The sequence below is a fragment of the Methylocapsa acidiphila B2 genome, from assembly GCF_000427445.1.
GTDB lineage: Bacteria > Pseudomonadota > Alphaproteobacteria > Rhizobiales > Beijerinckiaceae > Methylocapsa > Methylocapsa acidiphila.
Map to the genome: position 1 here is coordinate 3,653,502 of NZ_KE386496.1, position 24,070 is coordinate 3,677,571.

The 24,070-nt window shown below is 62.3% G+C and carries 20 protein-coding genes; 6 read left to right on the top strand and 14 right to left on the bottom strand.

Annotated features, from left to right (window positions below; translation table 11 throughout):
* Nucleotides 1-95 precede the first annotated feature (95 nt).
* Both METAC_RS0120120 and METAC_RS0120125 read left to right on the top strand, forming a co-directional pair.
* Nucleotides 96-1,259, top strand: a complete 1,164-nt coding sequence (locus tag METAC_RS0120120) for an efflux RND transporter periplasmic adaptor subunit (protein WP_026608401.1) — start codon at nt 96-98, stop codon at nt 1,257-1,259.
* Entirely contained in the window at nt 1,256-4,420 is a 3,165-nt protein-coding gene (locus tag METAC_RS0120125) for an efflux RND transporter permease subunit (protein WP_026608402.1), read from the top strand. The genes METAC_RS0120120 and METAC_RS0120125 overlap by 4 nt, the downstream gene beginning before the upstream one ends.
* A 465-nt stretch (nt 4,421-4,885) precedes the next feature.
* Here the strand turns inward: METAC_RS0120125 and METAC_RS24695 are convergent, their stop codons facing one another.
* From METAC_RS24695 to argH, 4 genes are all read right to left on the bottom strand, one after another.
* Nucleotides 4,886-7,252, bottom strand: a complete 2,367-nt coding sequence (locus METAC_RS24695) for a cytochrome c3 family protein (protein WP_051335722.1) — start codon at nt 7,250-7,252, stop codon at nt 4,886-4,888.
* A gap of 39 nt (nt 7,253-7,291) precedes the next feature.
* Entirely contained in the window at nt 7,292-8,263 is a 972-nt protein-coding gene (locus METAC_RS24700; protein ID WP_036255748.1) for a SphA family protein, read from the bottom strand.
* Nucleotides 8,264-8,506: 243 nt separating this feature from the next.
* Nucleotides 8,507-10,267, bottom strand: a complete 1,761-nt coding sequence (locus tag METAC_RS24705; RefSeq protein WP_084143823.1) for an arylsulfatase — start codon at nt 10,265-10,267, stop codon at nt 8,507-8,509.
* A 308-nt stretch (nt 10,268-10,575) separates the two neighbouring features.
* Complete coding sequence (gene argH, locus METAC_RS0120150) at nt 10,576-11,955, bottom strand: argininosuccinate lyase (protein WP_026608404.1); 1,380 nt, start codon at nt 11,953-11,955, stop codon at nt 10,576-10,578.
* A 129-nt stretch (nt 11,956-12,084) separates the two neighbouring features.
* On the opposite strand from argH, the gene tlpA reads away from it, so the two are divergent.
* On the top strand, nt 12,085-12,753 hold the full coding sequence (gene tlpA, locus METAC_RS0120155) for a thiol:disulfide interchange protein TlpA (RefSeq protein WP_026608405.1): 669 nt from the start codon (nt 12,085-12,087) through the stop codon (nt 12,751-12,753).
* Nucleotides 12,754-12,930: 177 nt separating this feature from the next.
* On the opposite strand, the gene grxD is transcribed toward tlpA, so the two are convergent.
* From grxD to purC, 6 genes are all read right to left on the bottom strand, one after another.
* Entirely contained in the window at nt 12,931-13,269 is a 339-nt protein-coding gene (gene grxD / locus METAC_RS0120160) for a Grx4 family monothiol glutaredoxin (protein WP_026608406.1), read from the bottom strand.
* Nucleotides 13,270-13,350: 81 nt separating this feature from the next.
* Entirely contained in the window at nt 13,351-13,584 is a 234-nt protein-coding gene (locus METAC_RS0120165; RefSeq protein WP_026608407.1) for a BolA/IbaG family iron-sulfur metabolism protein, read from the bottom strand.
* A 73-nt stretch (nt 13,585-13,657) separates the two neighbouring features.
* On the bottom strand, nt 13,658-15,865 hold the full coding sequence (gene purL / locus METAC_RS0120170; protein ID WP_026608408.1) for a phosphoribosylformylglycinamidine synthase subunit PurL: 2,208 nt from the start codon (nt 15,863-15,865) through the stop codon (nt 13,658-13,660).
* Nucleotides 15,866-15,945: 80 nt separating this feature from the next.
* Nucleotides 15,946-16,632, bottom strand: coding sequence for a phosphoribosylformylglycinamidine synthase subunit PurQ (purQ, locus tag METAC_RS0120175; RefSeq protein ID WP_026608409.1), 687 nt, complete (start codon nt 16,630-16,632; stop codon nt 15,946-15,948).
* Nucleotides 16,633-16,644: 12 nt separating this feature from the next.
* Nucleotides 16,645-16,893 carry a phosphoribosylformylglycinamidine synthase subunit PurS gene (gene purS / locus METAC_RS0120180; protein WP_026608410.1) on the bottom strand — a complete coding sequence of 83 codons (249 nt, stop codon included), beginning with the start codon at nt 16,891-16,893 and terminating at the stop codon, nt 16,645-16,647.
* Between the two features lie 144 nt (nt 16,894-17,037).
* Nucleotides 17,038-17,832: a phosphoribosylaminoimidazolesuccinocarboxamide synthase gene (gene purC, locus METAC_RS0120185; RefSeq protein WP_026608411.1), complete on the bottom strand. Its 795-nt coding sequence runs from the start codon at nt 17,830-17,832 to the stop codon at nt 17,038-17,040.
* A 396-nt stretch (nt 17,833-18,228) separates the two neighbouring features.
* Between purC and METAC_RS0120190 the strand changes: the two genes are divergently transcribed.
* Both METAC_RS0120190 and METAC_RS0120195 read left to right on the top strand, forming a co-directional pair.
* Nucleotides 18,229-18,588 (top strand): DUF1476 domain-containing protein, encoded by a 360-nt coding sequence (locus METAC_RS0120190; RefSeq protein ID WP_026608412.1) that lies wholly within the window; start codon nt 18,229-18,231, stop codon nt 18,586-18,588.
* Nucleotides 18,589-18,717: 129 nt separating this feature from the next.
* A complete protein-coding gene (locus METAC_RS0120195; RefSeq protein ID WP_051335723.1) occupies nt 18,718-19,707 on the top strand; it encodes a tyrosine recombinase XerC in 990 nt (329 codons plus the stop codon).
* A gap of 102 nt (nt 19,708-19,809) precedes the next feature.
* On the opposite strand, the gene METAC_RS0120200 is transcribed toward METAC_RS0120195, so the two are convergent.
* The 4 genes from METAC_RS0120200 to METAC_RS26880 all read right to left on the bottom strand — a co-directional run bounded on the left by METAC_RS0120200 (nt 19,810) and on the right by METAC_RS26880 (nt 22,835).
* The gene (locus METAC_RS0120200; protein ID WP_026608414.1) at nt 19,810-21,591 is read right to left on the bottom strand and encodes an outer membrane protein assembly factor BamB family protein; all 1,782 of its coding nucleotides are present in this window, start codon (nt 21,589-21,591) and stop codon (nt 19,810-19,812) included.
* A gap of 326 nt (nt 21,592-21,917) precedes the next feature.
* Complete coding sequence (locus METAC_RS0120205; RefSeq protein WP_026608415.1) at nt 21,918-22,211, bottom strand: HdeA/HdeB family chaperone; 294 nt, start codon at nt 22,209-22,211, stop codon at nt 21,918-21,920.
* A gap of 21 nt (nt 22,212-22,232) precedes the next feature.
* The gene (locus METAC_RS0120210) at nt 22,233-22,529 is read right to left on the bottom strand and encodes an HdeA/HdeB family chaperone (RefSeq protein ID WP_026608416.1); all 297 of its coding nucleotides are present in this window, start codon (nt 22,527-22,529) and stop codon (nt 22,233-22,235) included.
* Between the two features lie 57 nt (nt 22,530-22,586).
* On the bottom strand, nt 22,587-22,835 hold the full coding sequence (locus METAC_RS26880; protein WP_198017253.1) for a hypothetical protein: 249 nt from the start codon (nt 22,833-22,835) through the stop codon (nt 22,587-22,589).
* Between the two features lie 88 nt (nt 22,836-22,923).
* On the opposite strand from METAC_RS26880, the gene METAC_RS0120220 reads away from it, so the two are divergent.
* A complete protein-coding gene (locus METAC_RS0120220) occupies nt 22,924-23,907 on the top strand; it encodes an AraC family transcriptional regulator (RefSeq protein WP_245257586.1) in 984 nt (327 codons plus the stop codon).
* Nucleotides 23,908-24,070: the final 163 nt, after the last annotated feature.

Consider the following 24,070-nt stretch of genomic DNA (forward strand, 5'->3'; position numbering starts at 1 on the left):
CGACAAGCGGGATGAAGGCTCATCTTCGCGGCGATGGCCGCGCTGGTGCTTTCCGAACGTTCAAAACATAGGGAATCGGAACTGGGAATCGGGCTATGGCGCGGGACATTGCGGCGAAGCTGCGTTACGTTTTGGCGGCCGGGGCCTTGTCGCTTCTGGCTCTGACCGGTTGCAACGAAAACAAATATCAACCGCCACCCGTCCCTGACGTCACGGTTGTCAAGTCGCAGCAACGTAAGGTGACGCTTTATAGCGAGCTGACCGGCTCCACGGCGGCCTACAACAGGGTCGATCTCGTCGCCCGCGTGCAGGGCTTTCTGCAGACGCTTGGCTACAAGGACGGCGCGAGGGTCAAGAAGGGCGATCTCCTGTTCCAGATCGATCCTCAAGACTACAAGATCGCCTTGGCGATCGCCAAGGCCGCACAGGAGCAGCAGGAGGCGCTTCTCGTGCAGGCCGACGCCGATCTTAAGCGCAAGCAGGAGCTGGTCGCGCGACAATCTTCCTCGGTCGCCTCCCTCGACGAGGCCAAGGCGAAGCGCGATTCGACCTATGCGGCGCTGGCGCAGGCCAAGGGCCAGGTCGATCAGGCTCAGCGCAGTCTGGACTATACGACCATCGTCGCGCCCTTCGATGGGATCGTCTCGGCGCGCCTCGCCGACATCGGCGCCTTTGTCGGCGCAAACGGCCCGACCAAGCTCGCGACGATCGTCCAGGTCAATCCGATCTATGTCAATTTCAATGTCGACGAGCAGCAAGTGCTCAGGATCCGGCAAAGGCTCGCCGAGCTCGGCGTGACCATGCGCGAGATCCAGCCGGTTCCGGTGGACGTTGGGCTGCAGACCGAGGCGGACTATCCGCATTCCGGCGTGATCGACTATATCGCGCCTGAGATCGATCGAAACACGGGCACGCTCCCGGTCCGGGCGGTTCTCGACAATAAGAACACGCCGCTCCTTCCCGGCCTGTTCGTGCGCGTGCGGCTGCCGATCGAGCGTGACGCCGAGGCCGTTCTCGCGCCCGAGATCGCGCTAGGCACGTCGCAAGCGGGCCAATATCTCCTGATCGTGAACGACAAGAATATTGTCGAGGAGTGCCGAGTCGACGTCGGCGATCGAGTCGATGGCGGTTTCAGGATCATCAAATCCGGGCTCAAGCCGGACGAGAAGGTCATCGTCGGCGGCTTGCAGCGCGCCATTCCCGGCAATCAGGTCCATCCGCTGGAGACTGAAGCCACGGCCTCGCGGGACCAGCCATGATCGCGCGCTTCTTCATCGACCGGCCGGTTCTCGCCAATGTCATCGCCTTCCTGATCGTGATCTTGGGGCTCGTCTCCCTTCTCGGCCTGCCAGTCGCGCAATATCCCGACGTTGTGCCGCCGACGGTGCAGGTGACGGCGCGCTATCCGGGCGCGAGCCCGTCCACGGTCGTGCGCGACGTCGCGCTTCCGATCGAGCAGAAGGTCAATGGCGTCGAGGGCATGATCTACATGTCGTCGATGAGCACGAGCGACGGACAATATACGCTCACCGTCACCTTCAAGATCGGCACGGATGCGGACAAGGCGCAAATCCTCGTCCAAAATCGCGTGTCGACGGCGATGTCGACCCTGCCGCAGGCGGTGCAAGTTCAAGGCGTGCAGACCAACAAGCGCTCGACCTCCATTCTCGAGATCGTCGCGCTGAACTCGCCGGACGGCCGCTACGACAGTCTTTTCCTGTCGAATTACGCGACCATCAACCTGCTCGACGCAATCTCCCGCATCGACGGGGTCGGCAATGTGTCGATTTTCGGGGCGAGCCAATATGCGATGCGGATCTGGCTCGATCCGCAGAAATTGGAGGCGCGCAAGCTCTCGCCCTCCGACGTGACGAGCGCCGTGAACCTGCAAAGCCGCTCGACGGTCGCAGGCCAGGTCGGCATCCCGCCGGCGCCGCCGGGACAGAATTTCCAATACACGATCAACGTCCCGAGCAATCTCGACAAAGTCGCCGAGTTCGAGAACATCATCGTCAAGGCGGCGCAGGAGAGCGGCGGCCCGGTCACGCGCCTGAAGGACGTCGCCCAGATTGAGCTCGGCGCGCAGCAATATAGCCAGGACTTCAAGCTCGACGGGCGCCCGTCGGCCGGCCTCGCCATCGTCCAGCTTCCCGAGGCCAATGCGCTTGACGTCGCCAAGCGCGTCGAGGGCCGCATGACCGAGCTTGCGGCGTCTTTTCCGCAGGGCGTGACCTGGGCCGTTCCGTTCGACACGACGAAATTCGTCGGCGCGGCCATCCATGAAGTCTATAAGACGCTGATCGAGGCGGCCTTTCTTGTGCTGGTCGTCATCCTCGTCTTCCTCCAGGACTGGCGCGCGACTCTCGTGCCGGCGACCACCGTTCCGGTCACCATCATCGGCGCCTTCGCCGCTATTGCGGCCTTCGGCTTCACCGTCAATCTTTCCACCTTGTTCGCGATTATTCTTGCGATCGGCATCGTGGTCGACGACGCGATCATCGTGGTCGAGGGCGCGGCCAAACATATCGAGCGCGGGCTCTCCTCGCATGACGCCGCGGTCAAGGCCATGGAAGAGCTGCTCGGGCCGATCATCGGCATCACGCTCGTGCTCATGGCGGTCTTCGTGCCGGCGGCCTTCCTGCCGGGCCTCAGCGGCCAGATGTATCGCCAGTTCGCGCTCGTCATCGCCGCCACCGCGTTGATCAGCGCAATCAACGCCATGACCCTGAAGCCGACGCAATGCGCGCTCTGGCTACGGCATGTCACGCCCCCGGAGCAGCGCAATATCTTCTACCGCGGCTTCAACGCCGTTTATAACGTCTGCGAGCGCGGGTATGCGGCCTTGATCACGCGCATGGTCGAGCATGCCGGGCTCATGACGGCCGTCGTCGTCGGCCTCGTCGTGCTCTCCGGCTTCGGCCTCAGCCGCGTGCCGACGGCCTTTTTGCCGATCGAGGACCAGGGCTATTTTCTCGTGATCGTGCAATTGCCCGAGGGCGCCGCGCTCGAGCGCACCGTGCATGCGCTGGACGAAGTCCGGGAGCGGGTGAAGGCCCAGCCGGGCGTCAAGCAGGTTGTGGCGATATCGGGCGTCGCCGCGCTCAACGACAATGCGAGCCTCTCCAACGCCGGCGTCGCCTATGTCATCCTCGAGGATTGGGATAAGCGCGGTAAAGGCGAGGATCTGCTCGGTCTCTACAACGCCCTGTCGGCGCGGGTCGCAACGCTCGAGGATGGGGTGGCCTTCGTCATGCCGCCGCCGCCGATCCAGGGCGTAGGCAATGTCGCCGGCGCGACGATGAAGGTCGAGATCCGCGACGGTAGCTTCGACTACGCTGAATTGCAGCGGCTCGCCAACGCCGTGGCGGACCGGGCCTCGCAACAGTCGATGTTCTCGCTGGCGCGCAATTATTTCCAGGCCGACGCGCCGCAGCTCGACGTCGCCTTTGATCGGGTCAAGACCGAGACGCTCGGCGTGCCGCTCGGCAGCGCGCTCGACGTGTTGAGCGCCTACATGGGCTCGAGCTATGTCGGCCAGTTCAACAGATTCGGCCGGGTGTTTCAGATCTATGTGCAGGCCGAGGCCTCGGCGCGCGTCAACGCCGAGTCGCTGCGGACCCTCCAGGTCAAGAACAGTTCCGGCGACATGGTTCCGCTCGGCACCGTCGCCGACATCAAGACGGTCGCCGGCCCGCCGCTGATCAGTCTCTATAATCTTTATCCGGCCGCCACCGTTATGGCCAATACCGCGCAGGGTTATAGCTCCGGCCAGGGCATTTCGGTCATGGAGCAGATCGCCAAGAGCACATTGCCGCCCGGAGCCGGCTATGACTGGACGGCCATGTCCTTTCAGGAGAAGCAGGTCGGCGGGCAGATCTATTTTGTCTACGGGCTGAGCCTCCTCTTGGTCTATCTCGTCCTGGCGGGACAATATGAAAGCTGGATCGCGCCTGTGACGGTGATCGCCTCGGTGCCGCTCGCCCTGCTCGGCACCGCCGGCGCGCTCATCGGGTTGGGGGTCGCGAGCAATCTCTACACACAGATCGGTCTGATCCTGCTCATCGCCTTGTCGAGCAAGAACGCGATCCTGATCGTTGAAGTCGCCCGAGAGCTCAGGATCAAGGAAGGCCATGATATTCTGATTGCGGCGGTCGAGGCCGCGCGTTCCCGCTTCCGCCCAATCCTGATGACGTCCTTCGCCTTTATTCTCGGCGTCGTGCCGCTGGTGCTCGGCTCCGGCGCCGGGGCCAATGCGCAAAAGTCGATCGGCATCGCGGTCCTGACGGGCATGTTGGGATCGACGATTCTGACCGTGACCTTCGTCCCGTCCGTCTTTGTCGTGTTGCAGCGCTTCGAGGAATGGCGGGCGCGCGCAAAAGCGGCGAAGCAAAAGCCGGAATTGGCCAAGCAGGCCCATTGAGGGGCGCGACAAAGCGATCTTTCGGCGCATCCCGCTTCAGCGGCGAGGCCTGCGCGACTTGGATCCAATACTGGGTAGAATAAAGGGCGGCGCTGCGTGCCGCCCTTAAAAACTCTAACGCCAGGCGCAGACGCGCCGCCCCCTACGCCACCAACACACTCTGCGGCGCGGCCTACGCACCACCACGACTGCGTCCTGGACGAGATTATTCGCCGGAGTCGGCGGGGCCTTCATCGTCGATAGGGGCGCCGATAAAGCGGCGCTCGACGCTGCTTCCAAGCCAAGAACAGCGATTGCGGACGCTCCGAAGAAAGTCCCGAGCATCGCGCGGCGATCCATTACAGTCATTGGTTTCCTCCGGTTCACGGCTGTAGCGCCGGCGCGATTTAGATAGCGTCGCCGTGCGCGGAGTCCATAGGGACCGTCGCAGAATTCAAGCCGTCGTTCCTGCGAAAGCGCAGCGCTTTATTGCGCCTTGCGGCTTTCGAGAGCGCGGACTAGATCGCGATATTGCGCTTCGGTTGGATCGAGCGCCGCAAGCTCCCGGGCATGGGCGAGCGCAGTCGCGACATCGCCGGACTCCCGAGCCATGGATATGAGCGCCAGAAGAACGTTGCGGTCCGCGGGACGCTTCAGATGCGTCTCCGCGAGCAGCGTCATGGCCTGATCGCGCGCGCCGATGGAATGCAACGCCACCGCATAGACATAGGCGTAGCGCGCATTATCGGGAGCGAGCTCGTGGGCTTCGCGCAATTGCGGAAGCGCGTCGGCGTAATTGCGCTGCCGCACGAGCGCCAATCCTAACGAATGCCTGACGTCGGCGCTTCTAGGGTCCAGCGCCATGGCTTTGCGCAATAGATCCAGGCTCTCGTTGCGGCCTCGCATGCGGTCGAGATCGGCAAGATTGATGAGCGCCGGCGTAAAATTCGGGTCTAGGCGAAGAGCGGTACTATATTGCTCTTCCGCCTCGGCCGGATGCCGGAGGCGGATCTCCAAAAGACCGAGGTTCAGATGCGCCTCGGGCCGGTCTGCGTCGACCATTTCGGAATCGTAGAGTTCTAGATACGCTTTTGCGTAAGCGCTCTCCTGCTCTGGCGTCAGCGCGTTGTGATCGGCGCCGGCGAGCGCGCGCGCCGCCTCGATTCGGACGGCGCGAAAGGAATCTCCGAGGAGCGGCGCGACGACCTGAACCAAGGTCGCCGGGGGCGGCGAAGGCAGCGCCCGCGGCGCCGCAGAGCGAACCAGCGGATCTGGATCAGCGATCGCCGTTTTGATCGCGCTCTCCGAAGCGGATGTGGCGTAGAGCGATAAAAGCGCGAGAGCGCTCGCTCGCGCGATCGCGGGTTGGTCTCGATCTACGACCAGCTCGATGAGGCGCTGCTCCGCATCTGCGGCGCCGGACCGGCCCGCCGCGAGAGCCTCGCCATAATGAGGCCTGGTCTGGCGTCCTGCAGGAAACCAAGCGGCGACGGCGCGCGCCGCCCAGTCGGCCGGCTTGTCGGCATGACATTTGGCGCAGGCGTTCGGCGCGCCCAGCGTCAAGGTGAGATCCGGGCGCGGGACTCGCAAGCTGTGGTCGCGCCGCGCGTCGACCTCCATGTAGGTTTTGGTCGGCATGTGGCAATTGACGCATTGCGCGCTCGCGCTTCCCGGCGCGTGGTGATGATGCGCTTCGACGTCGAATTTCGCCGGCAAATGGCATTGAGCGCAAAGCGCATTGCCTTCCGCACGCAGCTTCGCGCCATGCGGCTCGTGACAGTTGGAGCAGGCGACGCCGGCGTGATGCATGCGGCTTTGAAGAAACGAGCCATATTCGAAAACCTCGCCGTCGATCTGCCCATCGGCGTGATAGAGGCCGGGCTCGAGCAGGGCCGGCAGATAGCCGTCGAGGACGGCTGCGCCGACAGATGGGTCTTTCGCGATCGGCTTGCGGCGGGAATGGCAAGGCGCGCAAATCTCGAGTTCTCGTCCTGTCGCGGGGGCGACGCGCTGAGCGATGCCGGTCGTCGAATTCATGCGCCATTGGTCGAGCGCAGCGTCTTCGAGCCGCGTCGTCAATCCCATCCGCGGGCCGACGGCGCTCTCCGCTGGCGCGCCCTCGGACGGCGCCGAGGGGCCGGCATGTTCCTTGGCCCAGGCGATATGGCGCGAGCCGGGACCGTGGCAGGCCTCGCAGCCCACATTCACATCGCTCCATGCAGTCGAATAGGCGTTTGCTGCGAGATCATAATTCTTGCGCAGATCCGTCGAATGGCAGGCGGCGCATTGATAGTTCCATGTCTGGTCGCGGCCGGTCCAATGGAGCGGATCGCCGGCACGCAAGGCTTGGTCGGGATAGAGATGGAGCCAGCGCTGGCCGCCTTGCGCCTTGGGCCTGCTGTCCCAGGCGACGCCCAGCGCCTGATAGCGTCCGCCGGGAAAGGCGATCAGATATTGCTGCAGCGGAAAAACGCCGAACGTGTAGGCGATGTCGTAATCATGCGCCACGCTGTCGGGCCCATCGGTGTGAACGATGAATTTTTCGCCGGCGCGGGAAAAATGTGTGACGACGCCGAAATGCTCGAGCCGCGCGCCGTTGAAATCGCCGAGAACGGTCGATGGCGTAGCGTTCCGCATCGCCTGAGCGTGATGCGAGACTTTCCAGCGCTCTGTCTCGGCGGCATGGCAGGAAGCGCAAGCCGATGCGCCGACGAAATGCGCGGGCGCCTCGGCTTGCGGTTCGGCGCGCGCGAAAAATCCAAAAGCCAGCGTGGCCAGAGCGAAGCCAGCGGCGAGCGCCGTTAAGCCGGCGCGCGCGCGGATCGATCTTCTGGCGGCGCTGGCTCCATACATTCTGCTACCGTCGAGCAGTCCTCGCCGAGCCGATTGGCGCTAGAGAGGAAAGGAGAGGGAGGCGAAGACCGAATTGCCTTGGACGCGATTGGCCACGTCGAACTCATGGAACCATCGGCCGCTTACAGTCACCTGTTGCGCGCCCTGTTGGAATGTGTAGGTCAACAGCGGCCCGATGGACGCGACGCGCCCACGGAAGGCGCCGAGTCTATCGCCCGAGCCGCTGTCCGGCGTCACCTGCTGATAGTAATAGCCGCCGACGCCCGCTGCGAGGCCGAAGGGCAAATGCTCCATGAGCGCCCCTTCGAAATGGAGCTCGTCTCCGCTTTGATAGTTCGTCGCGCTGTTGACGGCGTTGATGGTTATGCCGAGCGCGGCCGAGGCTTCAAATCCGGTCTGGAGGCTCAGATAGGTGTAGCCGCCCTTGATGTCCACGCCCGGCCGATTCAAGCCGGTGAAGCTAATCGATGTGGATGAATCATAGCCTGTCGGGGCGAACCCGGTGAGGGTCGCGTTCCAATGATGCTCGCCCGAATCCCAGCCGATGAAGGCCGCATAGGCGCTGTCGCCGAGCGCATTCGTGCTCCCTGTCCGACTGCATTCGCGCTGGACGCCCAAGCGGCCGACGAATTCGAGGCTCGCCGTGGTGCGCTCAGCGATGAGAGGCAAGAGGGCGGCGAAGCCGAGCGAGCCGCCGAGAATCTTCAAGTCAGTGACCCAGGAGATTTGGCTTATGTTCGCCACTATGCTGTAGCCGATTCCGGCGTCGAGGTGTTTGCCTAAAGGAAACTTGATGGTCGGGCTTGCGCTGCCAGAGTAGAGATAAAACGTGTTCGAGTAATAGACGCCGGGCGGGGGCGTGAAGCCGGTCATGGGTAGGCTATATCCGAGGAGATAATTACCGAGGCCGTATTCGGTCGCCGCCGCTGGCTGGCTGACGGCTAGGAGCGCGCCGAGACAAAGCGTCGCTGAGAGGGATTTCGGGGCGGCGGGCCTAAACGGGCTATGCATGCAGAACTCCAACTGCCGCTTTCGTCGAAGGCGGCGGCGCCTTCCGGGCGAAAATTAATTTGGAGCCTATTACCATCGTCGGCTACCGGTTGCGCAACCCGCACGCCTGTTTTCTGTCTTAGAGTTGCCGATTTGACACAGGCGCGGCGGCGTCATCGGCCATGAGCTTCTCGCGAGAGTATGGTTCCGTGTCAGCGCTCGAGCGGCGACGGACGCTCCAGAGCGCGCCCGCCGCTGCGAAATCTATTGCCCTTCGTGGGCTTTGATGGCTTCTTCAATTTTCTCCTTCACAGCCTGGAGATTGAACGTCGCCGGCGCCTGCATCGGCGGATAGTCGATCGCCGTCTCGCCGAGCTTCGCCACTTCTTTCTGGACGAGCACGAAGCGCCAAAACTCGCGCGCCATGAAGTCGTTCATATAGCCGCCGCCGAGATTGTTGAGCGTTTCGCCGCGAATTGACGGCGTCCGCTCGAACGGATCCTGGCGAATGTTGATAATGGTCGGCATGTCGGTGTCGACCTTTTCGCCCGGCCAGCCATAGGGCTGTTGGAAGAACTGGTATTTGAAGTCGTCGAGCCGCAGCGCGCCGAGATGCGGGCCGCCGAAGTAGAAGATTTCATGCCGTGCGGTCGGCCCCTTGCCCAGTAGCAAATCCGTTTGATCGTAACCGTCGAGATGATTCTTGTAGGTCCGGCCGCCGAGCTCAACGCCCTTCAGAAGCTTGTCCTTGATGTCGGGGGCGCCGGCGGCGGCGGCGAGCGTCGGCAGCCAGTCGAGACCGGAGAAGATTCCGTTCTCAACAGATCTCGGCTTGACCTTGCCCGGCCAGCGGATGATCGCCGGAACGCGGAAGCCGCCCTCATAGATCGTGCCTTTGGTCGACCTGAAGGGCGTCATGCCGCCATCCGGCCAGGTGAACACTTCCGCGCCATTGTCGGTGGTGAAAATGACGATCGTGTTGTCGGTCTCGCCCATGTCCTCGATATGCTTGAGAAGCGCGCCGACGCTGTCGTCCAATTGCGCCATGCCGGCTTCTTCGAGCCCGTAATTACCCGTCGCATTCATGCGCGCCTGATATTTCGGCGGCAGAAAAGTGAAGACATGCATGCGCGTCGTGTTGTGCCAGACGAAGAAGGGCTTTCCAGCCGTTTTCGCCTTGTCCATGAAGGCTTCGGAAGACTTGACGAGCACTTCGTCGAAAGTCTCCATGTCGTATTTCGCCTTGCGGCCTTCCTGCCAGCCCTGCATGTCCTTCATGTCGGGGAAGGGCGCGAGCGGTCCTTCGTCGATAATCTTCTGCTTGCCGATCTTGCCCCAGCGCGGCTGCTCGGTCGCATCGTCGACGTCCGATGCGAAGCTGTGCACCAGCGTGCGCGGCCCGTATTTGTCGACCCAATCCTGGGGATAGGAATACCAGTAGGGGTCCGACATGGCGTCGAGGTGATAAAGGTAGCCGAAGAACTCGTCGAACCCGTGCACGGTCGGCAGGAATTTGTTGAGGTCGCCGAGGTGGTTCTTGCCGAACTGGCCGGTGGCGTAGCCCTGCGCCTTCAGCACAGTGGCGAGCGTGACGGCCTGGTCCGGCAGGCCGACGTCGGCGCCCGCCTGACCCACGGTGGTGAGGCCGGTGCGGATAGGCAATTCGCCGGTGATGAAATTGGCGCGGCCCGCCGTGCAGCTCGCCTCTGCGTAATAATCCGTGAAGATCATGCCTTCGTCGGCGAGCTTGTCGAGGCTAGGCGTCTTGCCTGACATGATGCCGCGATGATAGGCTCCTATGTTGAACCAGCCGACGTCGTCGCCCATGATCACAAGAATATTCGGCTTCTTTTGGTTGGGAGATTTCGGCTCGGCCGGCGGCTGCGCCGGCTCTTGCGCCGGGCGTTGTTGGGGCGGCGTTGGCTTCTTGACTTGCGCCTGCGCCGCGCCGGCGAGCAAGGGGAGCGTCGCGAAAATCGTCCCTGCGGCGAGGCCGCCGAAGATGCTTCGGAAATTGGCGCGCATGAATGGTTCCTCCCATCGGTTTCTTTTTCAGAAACGCTGCGCCCCGCGACGGAGCGGCGCCGAAGGTCCCATTATCCAAAGCCTAAGAAAAACGGCTTACGACAGATCAATTTCCGAGGGAAAGCGCGAACCGATCGAGAACGCGGCGTTGGGCGTCTGGCGGTAGGCGCCGTCTCAGAACGATCCCATCCTTCAAAGGCTTTCATGGCGACGAGGCCGAGCTCGAGCCGGTAGGACGTCGGCTCGAGCGCTCGCCGCATCCTTTGAGACGCTATCGCCTACGATAGGTTTCTCAGAGAGGATTCTTCTCACTTTAATCGCGCAAGCCAATTTTCCGCCTGCGCTCGGACATTGGATGGCGCCGCGCCGCCATAGCTCGTGCGGCTCGCGACCGAGTTGTCGACGCCGAGAACGGCGTAGACGTCGTCGCGGATGTTCGGCTCGACGGATTGCATCTCGGCGAGCGTCAGCTCGTCGAGCCCGATGTTCTTCCCCGCCGCGAGGGCGACGAGCCGGCCGGTGACGTGATGCGCCTCGCGGAAAGGCAGCTTCAGCTCGCGCACCAGCCAATCGGCGAGATCGGTCGCAGTGGCGTAGCCCGCGCCGGCGGCCGCTTTCATGCGCGCGAGATCCGGCTCGAGATCGCGGACCATGCCGGTCATCGCGGCGAGGCAGAGCGAAAGCGATTGCAGTGCGTCGAAGGCGCCTTCCTTATCCTCCTGCATGTCCTTGGAATAGGTCAGCGGCAGGCCCTTCATGACGATGAGCAGGCCACTGAGCGCACCGATGATGCGCCCCGATTTGCCGCGCACGAGCTCTGCCGCGTCGGGATTGCGCTTTTGCGGCATGATCGACGACCCGGTCGTGAATTTGTCAGAGAGAGAGGCGAAGCCGAATTGCGGCGTCGCCCAAAGCACGATCTCTTCGGCGAAGCGCGACAGATGGACGGCGCAGATCGCCGCCGCGCTCAACGTCTCCAAAACAAAATCGCGATCGGACACGCTGTCGAGCGAATTGGCCGTCGGCCGATCGAAGCCGAGCGCCGCGGCGGTCGCCTCCCGGTCGATCGGGAACGACGTCCCGGCGAGGGCCGCAGCGCCGAGTGGACATTCATTGAGGCGGACCCTGGCGTCGCGCAAGCGCGAGCGGTCGCGGGCGAGCATTTCGACATAGGCCAGAAGATGATGGCCGAAGGTGACGGGCTGGGCCGATTGCATATGAGTGAAGCCGGGCATGACGCTGCCGGCATGGGCGAGGGCCTTCTCCGCCAGGGCCTCTTGCAAATCGCGCAATTGCAGGTCGAGCGCGTCGATCGTGTCGCGAATCCAAAGGCGGAAATCAAGCGCTACCTGATCATTGCGCGATCGCGCGGTATGAAGCCGCCCGGCCGCCGCGCCGATGAGGGTTGTCAGCCGCGACTCGACATTCATATGGATGTCCTCGAGGGCGCGGGAAAACACGAAAGTTCCGCTTTCGATCTCGACGCGAATGGCGTCGAGCCCTTGCGCAATCGCCGCGGCGTCCGCCTCGGTCACGATTCCCGCTTGCGCCAACATGGCCACATGGGCCTTGGAGCCCGCGATGTCCTGCAAGGCGAGGCGGTAATCGAAGCCGATCGAGGCGTTGATTTCTTCCATGATGGCGTCGGGTCCGCTCGCGAACCGGCCGCCCCACATCTTGTTGCTCATTTTGATCGCGCTCTAAAAGACAATGCCGAAAAAGTGACGCTTGCGCCGCCGGCCGCTATGCATTGAAACCAGGGTCCGGTGCATGATAGCGATCAACCGAACCGCAGACGGATCGTGAAGGATGTCGGCATGACGCAGCAAGTCTCTAAACAGGAGAAGCGGCCGGGTCTTCCGCGTGGCCTCTCGGTCGCGGCTGGCCTCGTTGCGGCCGCTGTAGTCGTTGTCGGGGTGCTTTACGCGATCAAGCCGCCTTCCGGCAAGGTTGCCGAAAGCGACCCGGCTTGCCAGGAGTCGGCGGCCAAGGCCGCGCGGCTTCAGCCCTTGGCTCGCGGCGAGCTTGCGGCGCTGAGCCTTGCAAAGGCGTCTCGCCCGGTTCCCGCGCTCGCCTTCAAAGGGTCGGATGGCGCGCGTGTGAGCCTCGCCGATTTCAAGGGTCGCGATCTTATCTTGAACCTATGGGCCACTTGGTGCGTGCCTTGCCGGCAAGAAATGCCGGCGCTGGACCGTCTTCAAGGGGCGCTCGGCTCCAAGGATTTTCAGGTCGTCGCGGTCAATATTGACACGGCGAAGCTCGAGCGACCGAAGGCCTTTCTGAACGAGATCGGGGTGAAGAATCTCGCCTTTTACGCTGATGAAACGGCGGATATTTTTCAGACCTTGAAGCAGGCCGGCAAGATTTTGGGCCTGCCGACGACGATCCTTATCGGCAAGGATGGATGCGAGATCGGGACGCTCGCCGGGCCCGCGCAATGGGATTCGCCAGAGGCTTTGGCGCTGCTGAAGGCGCTTCAGGGCTAGGCCTGCTCGGAACGCGGCCAGGGCGGGCAAGCGATGCGCGGCGGAAACTTCCGAGAAGCAACGGGCTATCCGAACCGTCGAGCAGAGCGTTCCCTCTCGGCGTGGCCACGGAGCCCGGAAATGAAACGCCCGGCGCGAGGCCGGGCGGAATATGTGCGGCTGGCCGGAGCGGCGGACTCAGGCCTTGGCCGGAGCCTTGTGCTCGACGCCCTTGCCGGTCAGATGGGCAGATAGCTCGCCGGACTGGAACATTTCGCGGACGATGTCGCAGCCGCCGACGAATTCACCCTTGATGTAAAGCTGGGGAATGGTCGGCCAGCTCGAGAATTCCTTGATGCCCTGACGGATCTCGTCATTTTCAAGGACGTTCACATGCTCATAGGGAACGTCGAGATGGGCGAGGATTTGGACGAGCTGCCCGGAAAAGCCGCATTGCGGAAAGTTCGGGGTGCCTTTCATGAACAGAACGACGTCGTTCTTGTCGATGGTCGATTGAATAATATCCTTGATGGGCATTGCCGGATCCTTTCAGATAAAGCTTCGCCTCGGCCGGGGCGATTGAAGCGGTGCGACTTTGTCAGCTTTCCGACAAAAGCCTTATTTTGGCGCGTAGGTGGTGAGCTGCAAAGCATGGAGGGCGCCACCCATATTGCCGCCGAGCGCCTTGTAAACGATTTGATGCTGCTGCAGTTTGGTCTTGCCGGTGAACTCGGAGGAAATCACCACCGCCGCGTAATGGTCTTTGTCGCCGACGAGATCGGTGACCTGCACCTTGGCGTCCGGGATGCCTTCCTTGATCAGGCGCTCGATATCTGCTTGTTCCATCGCCATGAAATTCGTCCTCGTCCTTATGATGCGCCGCGACAGGGGCGGTCTCTCGCTGCGCGGCCGCCCACCGAAGCGCTCAGGGATCGCCGCCGGCCATATAATCGGGCAGCCAGTTTTCGTACCCTTGCAATAGGTCAGCCAACAATATGGCGGTCTCATCCCCAAGGGTCAACGCGTCGCCGCCGGTCGACCCGATAATTTCACAGGGGACCCCGGCCTTTGTCGCTTCATTACGGATCGCTTCGGCTTTTTCTGGCGCAGCCGTGGCGAGATAGCGCGCCTGATCCTCGCCAAAGAGGAAATTCGGCGAGGGAATGGCCTTGGGCGTCTCGATTGTCGCGCCGATCCCGCCGGCTATCGCCATTTCGGCGAGGGCGACCGCGAGCCCTCCGTCCGAGATGTCATGCGCCGCTGTGAGCGCGCGATTATTGATGAGGCCCCGGACAAAGTCGCCGTTGCGCTTCTCGGCGGCGAGATCGACGGGCGGCGGCGCGCCTTCCTCGCGCCCGCAAATCTCGCGCAAATAAAGCGATTGGCCTAGCCAGCCCTCGGTCGTTCCGAACAAAAGGATCGCGTCGCCCGGCCGCTTGATCGAGAGCGTCGCGGTGCGGCTCACGTCCTCGAGGAGCCCGACGCCGCCAATCGCGGGCGTCGGCGGGATCGCGCGCCCGCTTGTTTCATTATAGAGCGAGACATTGCCGGAGACGATGGGGAAGTCGAGCGCGCGGCAGGCCTCGGCGATCCCATCGATGCAGCCGACGAACTGGCCCATGATCTCCGGCTTTTCCGGATTGCCGAAATTGAGATTATCCGTCGCCGCGCGGGGCAGGGCGCCGACGGCGGTGAGATTGCGCCAGGCTTCGGCGACCGCCTGCTTGCCGCCTTCATAGGGATCGGCCTCGCAATAGCGCTGCGTGACGTCGGTCGTGAGCGCCAAGCCCTTAGGGCCGTCGCCGATCCGGATCACGGCCGCGTCGCCCCCGGGTCCCTGCGCTGTATTGCCGAGGATCAGATGGTCGTATTGCTCATAAATCCAGCGCTTGGAGCAGAGATCCGGCGTAGCGACGAGTCGCAGCAGAGCCTCGGCGTTCGAGACCGGCGCCGCAATGGCTCCAAGCGGCGGCTGCTTCTGAGAGACGATATGCGGGCGATCGTAAAGCGGCGCGGCGTCGCCGAGCTCTTTGATCGGCAGATCGGCTTTCACCTCGCCCCGATGCTTGACCACGAAGCGTAGGTTCGCCGTCGTCTTGCCGATGATCTTGAAGTCGAGGCCCCATTTATGGAAAACGGCCTCGGCCTCCTGCGCCTTGCCGGGGTCGAGCACCATCAACATGCGCTCCTGGCTCTCCGAGAGCAGCATCTCATAGGCCGACATGCCGGGCTCCCGGCAGGGCACGGCGTCGAGATCGAGCTCGATCCCCAGATCGCCCTTGGCCCCCATCTCGACCGCCGAGGAGGTGAGGCCCGCCGCGCCCATGTCCTGAATGGCGATGACGGCCCCGGTGCGCATCAGCTCGAGGCAGGCTTCGAGCAGCAGTTTCTCGGTGAACGGGTCGCCGACCTGCACGGTCGGCCGTTTTTCCTCGGCGTCCGCCTCGAAAGAGGCCGAGGCCATGGTCGCGCCATGGATTCCGTCGCGGCCCGTTTTGGAGCCGAGATAGACGATCGGATTGCCGACGCCGGTCGCCTTGGCGTAGAAAATTTCGTCCGTCCTGGCGACGCCCACGGCCATGGCGTTGACGAGAATATTGCCGTCATAGCCTTTGTGAAAATTGGTCGCGCCGCCGACGGTCGGCACGCCGAAACTATTGCCATAGCCGCCGATGCCGGCGGTGACGCCGGCGACGAGATGGCGCGTGCGCGGATGGTCCGGCGCGCCGAAGCGCAGGAGGTTCAGGCAGGCGACCGGCCGCGCGCCCATGGTGAAGACGTCGCGCAGAATGCCGCCGACCCCCGTCGCCGCGCCCTGATAGGGCTCGATATAGGAGGGGTGGTTGTGGCTTTCCATCTTGAAGATGCAGGCGACGCCGTCGCCAATGTCGATCACGCCGGCGTTCTCGCCCGGTCCTTGGATTACCCAGGGCGCCTTGATCGGCAGCCGGCGCAAATGCAGCCGCGACGATTTATAGGAACAATGCTCGTTCCACATGGCCGAGAATATGCCGAGCTCGGTAAAGCTCGGCGTCCGGCCGATGAGGGCGAGAATGCGCTCATATTCGTCGGGCTTGAGGCCATGCGCGGCGGCAAGCTCGGTGGTGACGGCGGGGTCGGGGTTTAGGGGCAAGGGAAAGTCCAATTTTGGCCTGCGGCGTAATAGGCACGCGGATCCTTCTCCCGCAAGCGGGGGAAGGGAAGGCGAGGCCTTCAGGCGCGCGCCGCCAAGCTCTCGAACATGCCGATTCCATCCGTCCCGCCGACCAGCGGATCGATCAGATTTTCTGGATGCGGCATGAGGCCGAGAACATTGAATCTTTCAGAATAAATCCCGGCGATGTCGTTCATCGATCCGTTCGGATTGCCGGTGCCTCCAATGGCGCCATTGGCGTCGCAATAGCGGAAGGCGACGAGACCCTCGCCCTCGAGCCGCGCGATCGTCTCGGCATCGCCGATATAATTGCCCTCGCCGTGGGCGATTGCGACCTTGATGACCTGGCCCGTCTCATAATGTGAGGCAAAAGGCGTATCCGCACGCGCGACGCTCAAATGCTGCATCCGGCAGATGAAGCGCAAATTGGCGTTGCGCATCAGGACGCCCGGCAGAAGGCCGCTCTCGACGAGAATTTGAAAGCCGTTGCAAATGCCGAGCACGAGCCCCCCGCGCGCGGCATGGGCGCGGACCGCGTCCATTATGGGTTCGCGCGCGGCGATCGCGCCGCAGCGAAGATAATCGCCATAGGAAAAGCCGCCGGGCAGCACGACGAGATCGACGCCTTGCGGCAGCTCGCGCTCGCGATGCCAGACAATGGCGGCCTCGGCGCCAGCGGCCTTGAGGGCGCGCAAGGCGTCGCCCTCGCGATTGGAGCCGGGGAAAAGAAGTACGGCGGCCTTCATGCTTCGATCAACTCATTGCGCCGCAAGGATCTCGACATGGAAATTCTCGACGACCTGGTTCGCCAGAAGCTTCTCGCAGGCCCGGCGGAGCAGAGCTTCGGCGGCGCCGCGATCGGCGGCCGCAAGCTCGATGTCGAAGATCTTGCCCTGGCGGACGCTCTCTATCCCCTCGACCTCGAGCGATTTCAGCGCGCCCTCGATCGCCTTGCCCTGCGGATCGAGAATTCCATTCTTGAGCGTGACGGTGACGCGGGCTTTCATCTCGGATCGATCCAGCTTTTCATCTTCGCTCGAGAGCGCTCGGGATTTGCAAATAAAAACGGAGGCCGAAGCCTCCGCATAGTTCGATTTGCGTCTGATCGCAAATCCCACCCCAGTTCGGCCGGAGCGGGCCGATCGGCGCTTTTACTGAACCAGTTTAGGGCCGGCCGCGCGGGGCGCCTCGCCCTCTTGCAGGATGCCGAGGCGACGCGCGACTTCCGTGTAGGCCTCGACAAGCCCGCCGAGATCGCGGCGGAAACGGTCCTTGTCGAGCTTGTCGTTGGACTTGATGTCCCACAGCCGGCAGGAATCGGGGGAGATCTCGTCGGCGACGGCGATGCGCATCATGTCGCCTTCCCACAAGCGGCCGCATTCCATCTTGAAGTCGACGAGGCGAATGCCGACGCCGAGGAAGAGGCCGGACAGGAAATCGTTGACGCGAATGGCGAGGGCCATGATGTCGTCGATCTCTTGCGGGCTCGCCCAGCCGAAGGCCGTGATATGCTCTTCCGACACCATGGGGTCGTTGAGCTCGTCGTTCTTATAGTAGAATTCGATGATGGAGCGGGGGAGCTGCGTGCCCTCCTCGATGCCGAGCCGGGTCGAGAGCGAGCCAGCGGCGACATTGCGCACGACGACTTCGAGCGGCACGATCTCGACTTCGCGAATCAATTGCTCGCGCATGTTGAGGCGGCGGATGAAATGGGTGGGGACGCCGATATCGTTGAGATTTTGGAAGATGAACTCGGAGATACGGTTATTGAGCACCCCTTTGCCGTCGATCACCTCGTGCTTCTTGGCGTTGAAAGCGGTTGCGTCGTCCTTGAAGTGCTGGATGAGCGTGCCCGGCTCCGGTCCTTCATAAAGGACCTTGGCCTTGCCCTCATAAATGCGACGGCGGCGATTCATTGGGATTAACCGTGGCTTGAGATGATCCATGGGCGGCCGTGGCTCCTGTGAACGTCCTAGGCGCCGAGTCCAAACCTGCAACGGCGCTGCGGAGTCCGGACGGGCGGGCGTAGGCTACGCATCGAGCGTCGCCGAAAACTCGGCCGAGGTCCTAGCTCTTTCCAGCCTTGGAAACAAGCTGACCGGTCGACCCTATCCGAAAGCGGACGATCGCACAATGCTGGGCCAAACGCTTGAGAAATATCTAATATTGATTCTCCCAATTCGTTGCCAGCCTCGACTTTCTAGCAGAGTTCAGCAACCGAATACAGAAGGAAATCGAGCTTCGACCTTGCCGCGCGACGCATGGCTTTTTCGCGAAACTTCGCTAAAATAGGCCTCATCCCGCGAAGGCGGATTTCTTGACACTTCCAAATGGGGAGCCTCATGACGACTTTCGACCAGCGTGAACAGGCCTTCGAAGCCAAGCTTGCGCATGACGAGGAGCTGCGATTCAAAGCCAATGTTCGGCGCAATAAATGGCTCGGGCTCTGGGCCGCGGAGAAGCTCGGCAAGACCGGCGCAGACGCGGAAGATTACGCGACCTCGCTGATCGCCGCCGATCTCGAGGAAAATCACGCCGACGAGATTTTCAAGACCATTCGCGCCGATTTCGACAAGGCCGGCGTGGAGCAGTCCGACCATCAGATCCATCGCAAGGCCGATGAACTGTTCCAGGCGGCCGTCGAGGAGATCAAGACCGTCGCGGCGGAAGCCAAGGCGCAGGGCTTCGGTCACGGTCACTAAACAACGCGGCTTCTGTTCGAGGCGCGCGTCTGGACAAGGCGGGAAAGGCCATGGCCGGACGACCTTTTCTCTGACGCCGATCCCTGTGGAATTGATAAAGTCTTAAGGGCGCGGCGCGATCCTCTCCCCATGGCCGCCGCCCCTCTCCCCAGCGCTGACTCCGCAGCCCCCGCGTCGCTCGTCTTCTCGCCCGCCGATCCCGAGCTAGCGAAAGCGGCTCAGCATTGGCTTGGGCATTTGATCGGCGAGCGCCGCGTCTCCGCTCATACGATCGACTCCTATTCGCGCGATCTGCGCCAATTCCTGGCCTTCGCGGCAGTGCATTTCGGCGCCGCTCCGGGCCTCGCCACATTCGGCGCGCTTGCGCCGGGGGATGTGCGCGCCTTCATGGCCAAACGGCGGGGCGAGGGCGCGGGCAGCCGCTCGCTTCTTCGCCAACTCGCAGGCTTGCGCTCCTTCGCGCGCTATCTCGAACGCAATGGCGAGACCGCCACAAGCGCCTTCGCGCTCGCGCGGGCGCCCAAGATCCAACGTCGTCTCCCGAAGCCGCTGCCCGCAGGCGCGGCGCGCGAGGCGATGCGCCCCGAAGCCCGCGCCGGCGAGGACAAGCCGGCCTGGATTCTCGCCCGCGACGCCGCCGTTCTCGCGCTTTTATATGGCGCCGGCCTGCGCATTTCCGAGGCGCTCGGCATAAAGCGCGCGGAGGCTCCGATCGGCGAAATCGACGCGCTGACGGTTCTCGGCAAAGGGCGCAAGGCGCGCAGCGTTCCGGTCATTGCACCGGTGCGCCGCGCCATCGAGGCCTATCTAACGCTCTGCCCATATGTCCTGCCGCCGGACAAGCCGATGTTCGTCGGCGCCAAAGGCGGCCCGCTTTCGCCACGTATCGTGCAACTCGCTATGGCGGGCCTGCGCGGCGCGCTCGGCCTGCCTGAGACCGCGACGCCGCACGCCCTGCGCCATTCCTTCGCTACCCATTTGCTCGAGCGCGGCGGCGATCTCCGCGCGATCCAGGAGCTATTGGGCCACGCGTCGCTCTCGACGACGCAAATTTACACGGCGGTGGATAGCGCCCGTCTCCTCGCAGCCTATCGCGACGCGCATCCGCGGGCCAAGTAAAGTTTCGTCCATGCGCGGGTTTTCGATTTTGAGCCAGGTTTCGCGGCGTGCCGCTCGACCTAAAAGTTTGACTCCAGGGACGCGCAACTTGGCCCACAAACCCTAATCGACTCCGAGAATAGAAACTTTGGCGGTGGTGATTTCCGTTGGCCAAAGGATTTCGGTCAGACCCGTGGAGACGGCGACCCGTTGGGATTGGCCAGCCAAATAGGTAATGACGCCGCCGCCGACGGCGCCGCCGATTTTCTTGCCCCATAATTTATGCCCGTCAAAGGCGTCGAGCGCATAAAAATTGCCGCCCATGTCGCCGAAAAACACGACGCCGCCAGCGGTTGGGGTCATGCCGCTCTGAATCGGATAATTCGTCCTCGCCCGCCATCGCCATTGGCCGCTATCGGCGTCAACCGCATAGACCCAGCCGGCCCAGTCGCCGAATGGATCTTGCTTGCCCCAGACATTAAAGGGATTTAGCGACGCCTCGCCGGACCAGGGCTGTCCTGCCTTGGCGGCTTGCATTTGCTCCTTCGTTTGCAAGGTCACTGTCGTGCACCATTGCACCTCCCCGATCATCACGAGATTGGTCTGCGGATCATAAGCCGGCCCGTTCCACTCGGCGCCGCCGATCGAGCCGGGGCAAAAATGAACCGGCTGGCCGGCTGAAAATTCGACGTCGGCATTCTCGACCTTGGTCATGGGCTCACGATACAGCATCGCCTGAGTCGAGAGGTCGAAACCATAAAGATGGCCGTCTTTCGGAGCGACGACCATCAGGTTCTTGCCCGCCGCAGTCTTTATCAGTGCCGGCGCGCCGGAGACGTCCCAATCGTGCCAATCCTTCGGCACGAGCTTGTAATGGGTCCGGTAATTTCCCGTCTTGGCGTCGAGCACGACAACCGAGCCGGTGTAAAGATTGCCGCCCTTGCGCATGTCGGCGCCGAAGTCGGGACCTGGGTTGCCGCCGGGCACATAAAGCAGGCCGCTTTCTGGATCGAGCGTGTAGGAGGTCCATGTGCCGCCGCCGCTGATTGGCGATCCGGGCGGCCTTTCCCAGGTGGAATTGTCGAGCGTCGATTTGCCCTGCGGCCCGCGCTCGACGTCGCCGGGAGCTTTCGGGACGAGATAAAGCTCCCAGACGATCTTTCCGGTCTTCGCGTCGAGCGCATACATGCGGCCCTTGACGCCCTTTATGTCCCCGCCGGCGTTGCCGATGAAGACAAGTCCGTTCCATGCGATCGGCGCCGCAGGCGCGCTTTCGCCTTTCTTGGGGTCGGCGATGGATGTTGCCCAAAGCCGTTCGCCGGTCTTGAAATCATAGGCGAGAACGCGCCCGTCCTGCGCGCCGCGGAAAAGCGCGCCGTCGAGATAGGCGGCGCCGCGAGACACGCCTTGCGGGGTCGCCGGCTGATAGTCCTCGTGGACTCGCCAGTTCAGGGTGCAATCATTTGGATTGATGGAGAAAATATCAAATTCGGTCGTGAAGATCAGAGAGTCGCCGATCTTCAGCAACCCGCTCGTAAATCCCGTATATTGCCCTGTGTCATAGGTGCAGAGAACCTTCAGATTTGCGGCATTGGCCGCCGTGATCTGATCGAGCGTAGAAAAGCGATTCGAGGTCAGAGTCTTATTGTAGCTCGGCCAATCCTTGTCTCCCGCGTCGGCCCCATTGGCCGGTGAAGGCGAGTTGCGTCGAGCGGGCGTCGATTGCCTGGAACTCGCCGCGACTTCGGTGGCGATGGTTCCTGCGGGGGCGCCCACATAGCGGATATAATTAACGCCCATCGATATGACTTGAACGGCTTGGTTCCAGTCCGCATAAATGACCATCGCGAGGACGGCGCCGAGGACGAGCACGCCGCCCGCGATAAATTTTTTCCATTCGCCCATGTCGACACCATCGCGTTCATGAGAGGGGCGAGGCCGCCGCCCTAACGACTTTGCAAGTTCAGCATGAATCGACGCTGGTTGCGCGAACATAATTCATCGCGGGCGAATGGCTGCCTGCGTTTCCATGGGAGCAAGGGAGAGTGTATTAGGGAAATCAAATGGTTCAGCGCCGCCACGCGGTTCGACGAGAGAACGGGAAATCTTGTGGGTGGCGCGAAGCTGGTTTCGCGCGGTAGGTGTATGCGTCTTGATGAGTCAACCGACCAAAGGGCCGCGATGCGACTTTCATAAGAAAGAAGCCCGGCCTTCCGGGCGGGCTTCTGCTATTATCGCGCGTTCTTCTGGATCGCATCCATGAAAGACGATTTCGGCAATTTCTTGCAGTAGCGGAGAATCTTTTCCGTGTTCCGCTTCACGTAACGGGAATCGATAACCGTGAGGTTGCGCTTCGCCATGAAATAGCCGCGCATCCACTCGGTGACGAAGTCTTGCGTGTCGTGGTCGTATCCCGCGAAGTCCTTGCAGGTGATCTCCGACATTTCGATCGTGACTTGCGCCGTCGCTGGCGCGACCGCGAAAAGGGTGGCGAGAGCGCCGGCAAAAAATAAATTGCGTTTCATGTCCGTCCCCAATCGTCTTTCTTATTTCTTCTCATAGGCGCGCTGCAGCCCGGCCATGAGCGATTCCGACTTGTTGGACTTGCACCAATCCATCACGCTCACGACGTTCTTCTCGAACAGGCCCACGTCAACGAAAGTGCGGTTGTTCTTCTGGGCGAACCAGCCGCTGAAGAAGGCGGCGAAGTCGCTTTGATCGTCGGCGGGCATCGCAAGCACCTCGCCGCAGGTGATCTTCGACATGTCGATTTTGACTTGCGCGTTGGATTGAGCGGGCGCGAACGCCCCTGCCAAAACCAACGCAAGCACCAGATATTTCATCAGCCTTTCCTCCGTGAATCCCATCGAGCCAAGTGTGGGAATAGGGCGCCGCCAATCTCACCGGGCGACCGCAACGCGACAATTCCATATCGCGCCGCCGCGTCGTCTCGGCTTGGCCTTCTTCGCCGACGTCCGTTCGATGGCCAGGTCTCGTTTTGCAAATTGCTCGAACGGGCGCTTGATCTCTTTAGCTTGCAACGAAGTTGAAGTATTGCCATTTCGCGCCATTTCGACCAACCTCGCAGTTGGGCAAAAAGCCGGCAATAGGGCTGCATCGACTTTTGCTCTCACATCATCCCAGTGCATTTGCGCCCAGAGTTTCGAACGTTCACGTGATGCGTCAGTAGGTTTTCAAATGTCCGATCGCTCCCCGATTTGCGCGAGCATTCTGCACATGCTTCCGCAAGTCCTAGATCAGCGGGATGACGTGCTTGCCTTGACGTACCGGCGGGCGGGTCTTGATAGCCCGTCGGATGGGGGACGGTGCGAATTTGTCACGAGGGCGCAGGTGCTCACCGCATTCAGCGTCTCCGGGCGGTTTCTCGGCGACGACGCTTTTTCCCTGACTTGCGCGCAAGCCGCCGACCCCGCCCGTCTCGGCTTGATCGGGCGCACGCTCATGTCCGGAGCGACCTTGCGCGAATGCTTGCAGAATCACGCGCGCGCCGTGCCTTCGTTCATGGCCGGCTCGGACGTCAAGCTCGTCGTTCAAGGCGAACAGGCTATATGGAGTCATTGTCTCGTCGGCAGCGATCCGGACGCCGCGCGGTTTTTATATGAGGCGGTGTTCTTTTTCGTTGTCCGGATGATCCGTTCGCTGGTTGGCTCGGAATGGGCGCCGAGCCTTATTGAGTTTCCGCATCGTCCTCCGCCAAAGACGCAGCGAATTGAGGAATTCTTCTTGGCTCCTGTCAAATTCGGAGTCGGGAAAGCTGCCGTCATCAAATTTCCGGCGGCCGACCTTGAGTCGAGAATCAGCAAATTCCAATTTGAACAGCCTCACGATTGGACGTCGTCCGAACTGGCGAGGCGCAAGCTCGACTTGTTTTGCGTGGATGACGCGGTGCTCGTTCAATCGATTCAGCGCATCATTGACGTGATGACGGCGACCGGAAAAATATCTCTGCCCGCCGCGGCTCGAACGCTCGGCATGTCGGTCCGGAGCGTGCAGCGCCGTCTTTCGATGCTGGGCACAAGCTTTGAAGAGCTAACCGATCTGCGGCGGCGCAAACGCGCGATCGAAATGCTCGAAAATCCGGCTCTTCGCATAGCTGACGTCGCTCTGGCGCTCGGATATTCCGACTCGGCCCATTTCATCCGGGCCTTCTATCGGTGGCATGGCTTATCGCCCACCAAATTCAAATCTCGATCGCTTTGATCTTGCCTCCTTCGCCCGCGGCTTCGTTTTTTGCCCCGCTTTGGTCGATCAGGCGCGCCGCTCGGTCTCTTAAAGCCCAGCTTTGCCAGAAGGGACGCGCCGACGCAGCCGCGCCGGCCTGGCCTCCCCGCGCCGGTTGTCCTTCCCTTGACCGTCCGCCCCT

Excerpts from the sequence above, each read along its gene's own strand:
- METAC_RS0120220 (WP_245257586.1), top strand. The coding sequence starts at position 22,924 with ATGCTTCCGCAAGTCCTAGATCAGCGGGATGACGTGCTTGCCTTGACG.
- METAC_RS0120210 (WP_026608416.1), bottom strand. The coding sequence starts at position 22,529 with ATGAAATATCTGGTGCTTGCGTTGGTTTTGGCAGGGGCGTTCGCGCCC.
- purS (WP_026608410.1), bottom strand. The coding sequence starts at position 16,893 with ATGAAAGCCCGCGTCACCGTCACGCTCAAGAATGGAATTCTCGATCCG.
- METAC_RS0120200 (WP_026608414.1), bottom strand. The coding sequence starts at position 21,591 with ATGGGCGAATGGAAAAAATTTATCGCGGGCGGCGTGCTCGTCCTCGGC.
- METAC_RS0120190 (WP_026608412.1), top strand. The coding sequence starts at position 18,229 with ATGACGACTTTCGACCAGCGTGAACAGGCCTTCGAAGCCAAGCTTGCG.
- METAC_RS0120205 (WP_026608415.1), bottom strand. The coding sequence starts at position 22,211 with ATGAAACGCAATTTATTTTTTGCCGGCGCTCTCGCCACCCTTTTCGCG.
- argH (WP_026608404.1), bottom strand. The coding sequence starts at position 11,955 with ATGAGCAACAAGATGTGGGGCGGCCGGTTCGCGAGCGGACCCGACGCC.
- METAC_RS24705 (WP_084143823.1), bottom strand. The coding sequence starts at position 10,267 with ATGCGCGCCAATTTCCGAAGCATCTTCGGCGGCCTCGCCGCAGGGACG.
- grxD (WP_026608406.1), bottom strand. The coding sequence starts at position 13,269 with ATGCCCATCAAGGATATTATTCAATCGACCATCGACAAGAACGACGTC.
- METAC_RS24695 (WP_051335722.1), bottom strand. The coding sequence starts at position 7,252 with ATGTATGGAGCCAGCGCCGCCAGAAGATCGATCCGCGCGCGCGCCGGC.
- purQ (WP_026608409.1), bottom strand. The coding sequence starts at position 16,632 with ATGAAGGCCGCCGTACTTCTTTTCCCCGGCTCCAATCGCGAGGGCGAC.
- METAC_RS0120125 (WP_026608402.1), top strand. The coding sequence starts at position 1,256 with ATGATCGCGCGCTTCTTCATCGACCGGCCGGTTCTCGCCAATGTCATC.
- METAC_RS26880 (WP_198017253.1), bottom strand. The coding sequence starts at position 22,835 with ATGCACTGGGATGATGTGAGAGCAAAAGTCGATGCAGCCCTATTGCCG.
- METAC_RS0120120 (WP_026608401.1), top strand. The coding sequence starts at position 96 with ATGGCGCGGGACATTGCGGCGAAGCTGCGTTACGTTTTGGCGGCCGGG.
- METAC_RS24700 (WP_036255748.1), bottom strand. The coding sequence starts at position 8,263 with ATGCATAGCCCGTTTAGGCCCGCCGCCCCGAAATCCCTCTCAGCGACG.
- tlpA (WP_026608405.1), top strand. The coding sequence starts at position 12,085 with ATGACGCAGCAAGTCTCTAAACAGGAGAAGCGGCCGGGTCTTCCGCGT.
- purC (WP_026608411.1), bottom strand. The coding sequence starts at position 17,832 with ATGGATCATCTCAAGCCACGGTTAATCCCAATGAATCGCCGCCGTCGC.
- METAC_RS0120165 (WP_026608407.1), bottom strand. The coding sequence starts at position 13,584 with ATGGCGATGGAACAAGCAGATATCGAGCGCCTGATCAAGGAAGGCATC.
- METAC_RS0120195 (WP_051335723.1), top strand. The coding sequence starts at position 18,718 with ATGGCCGCCGCCCCTCTCCCCAGCGCTGACTCCGCAGCCCCCGCGTCG.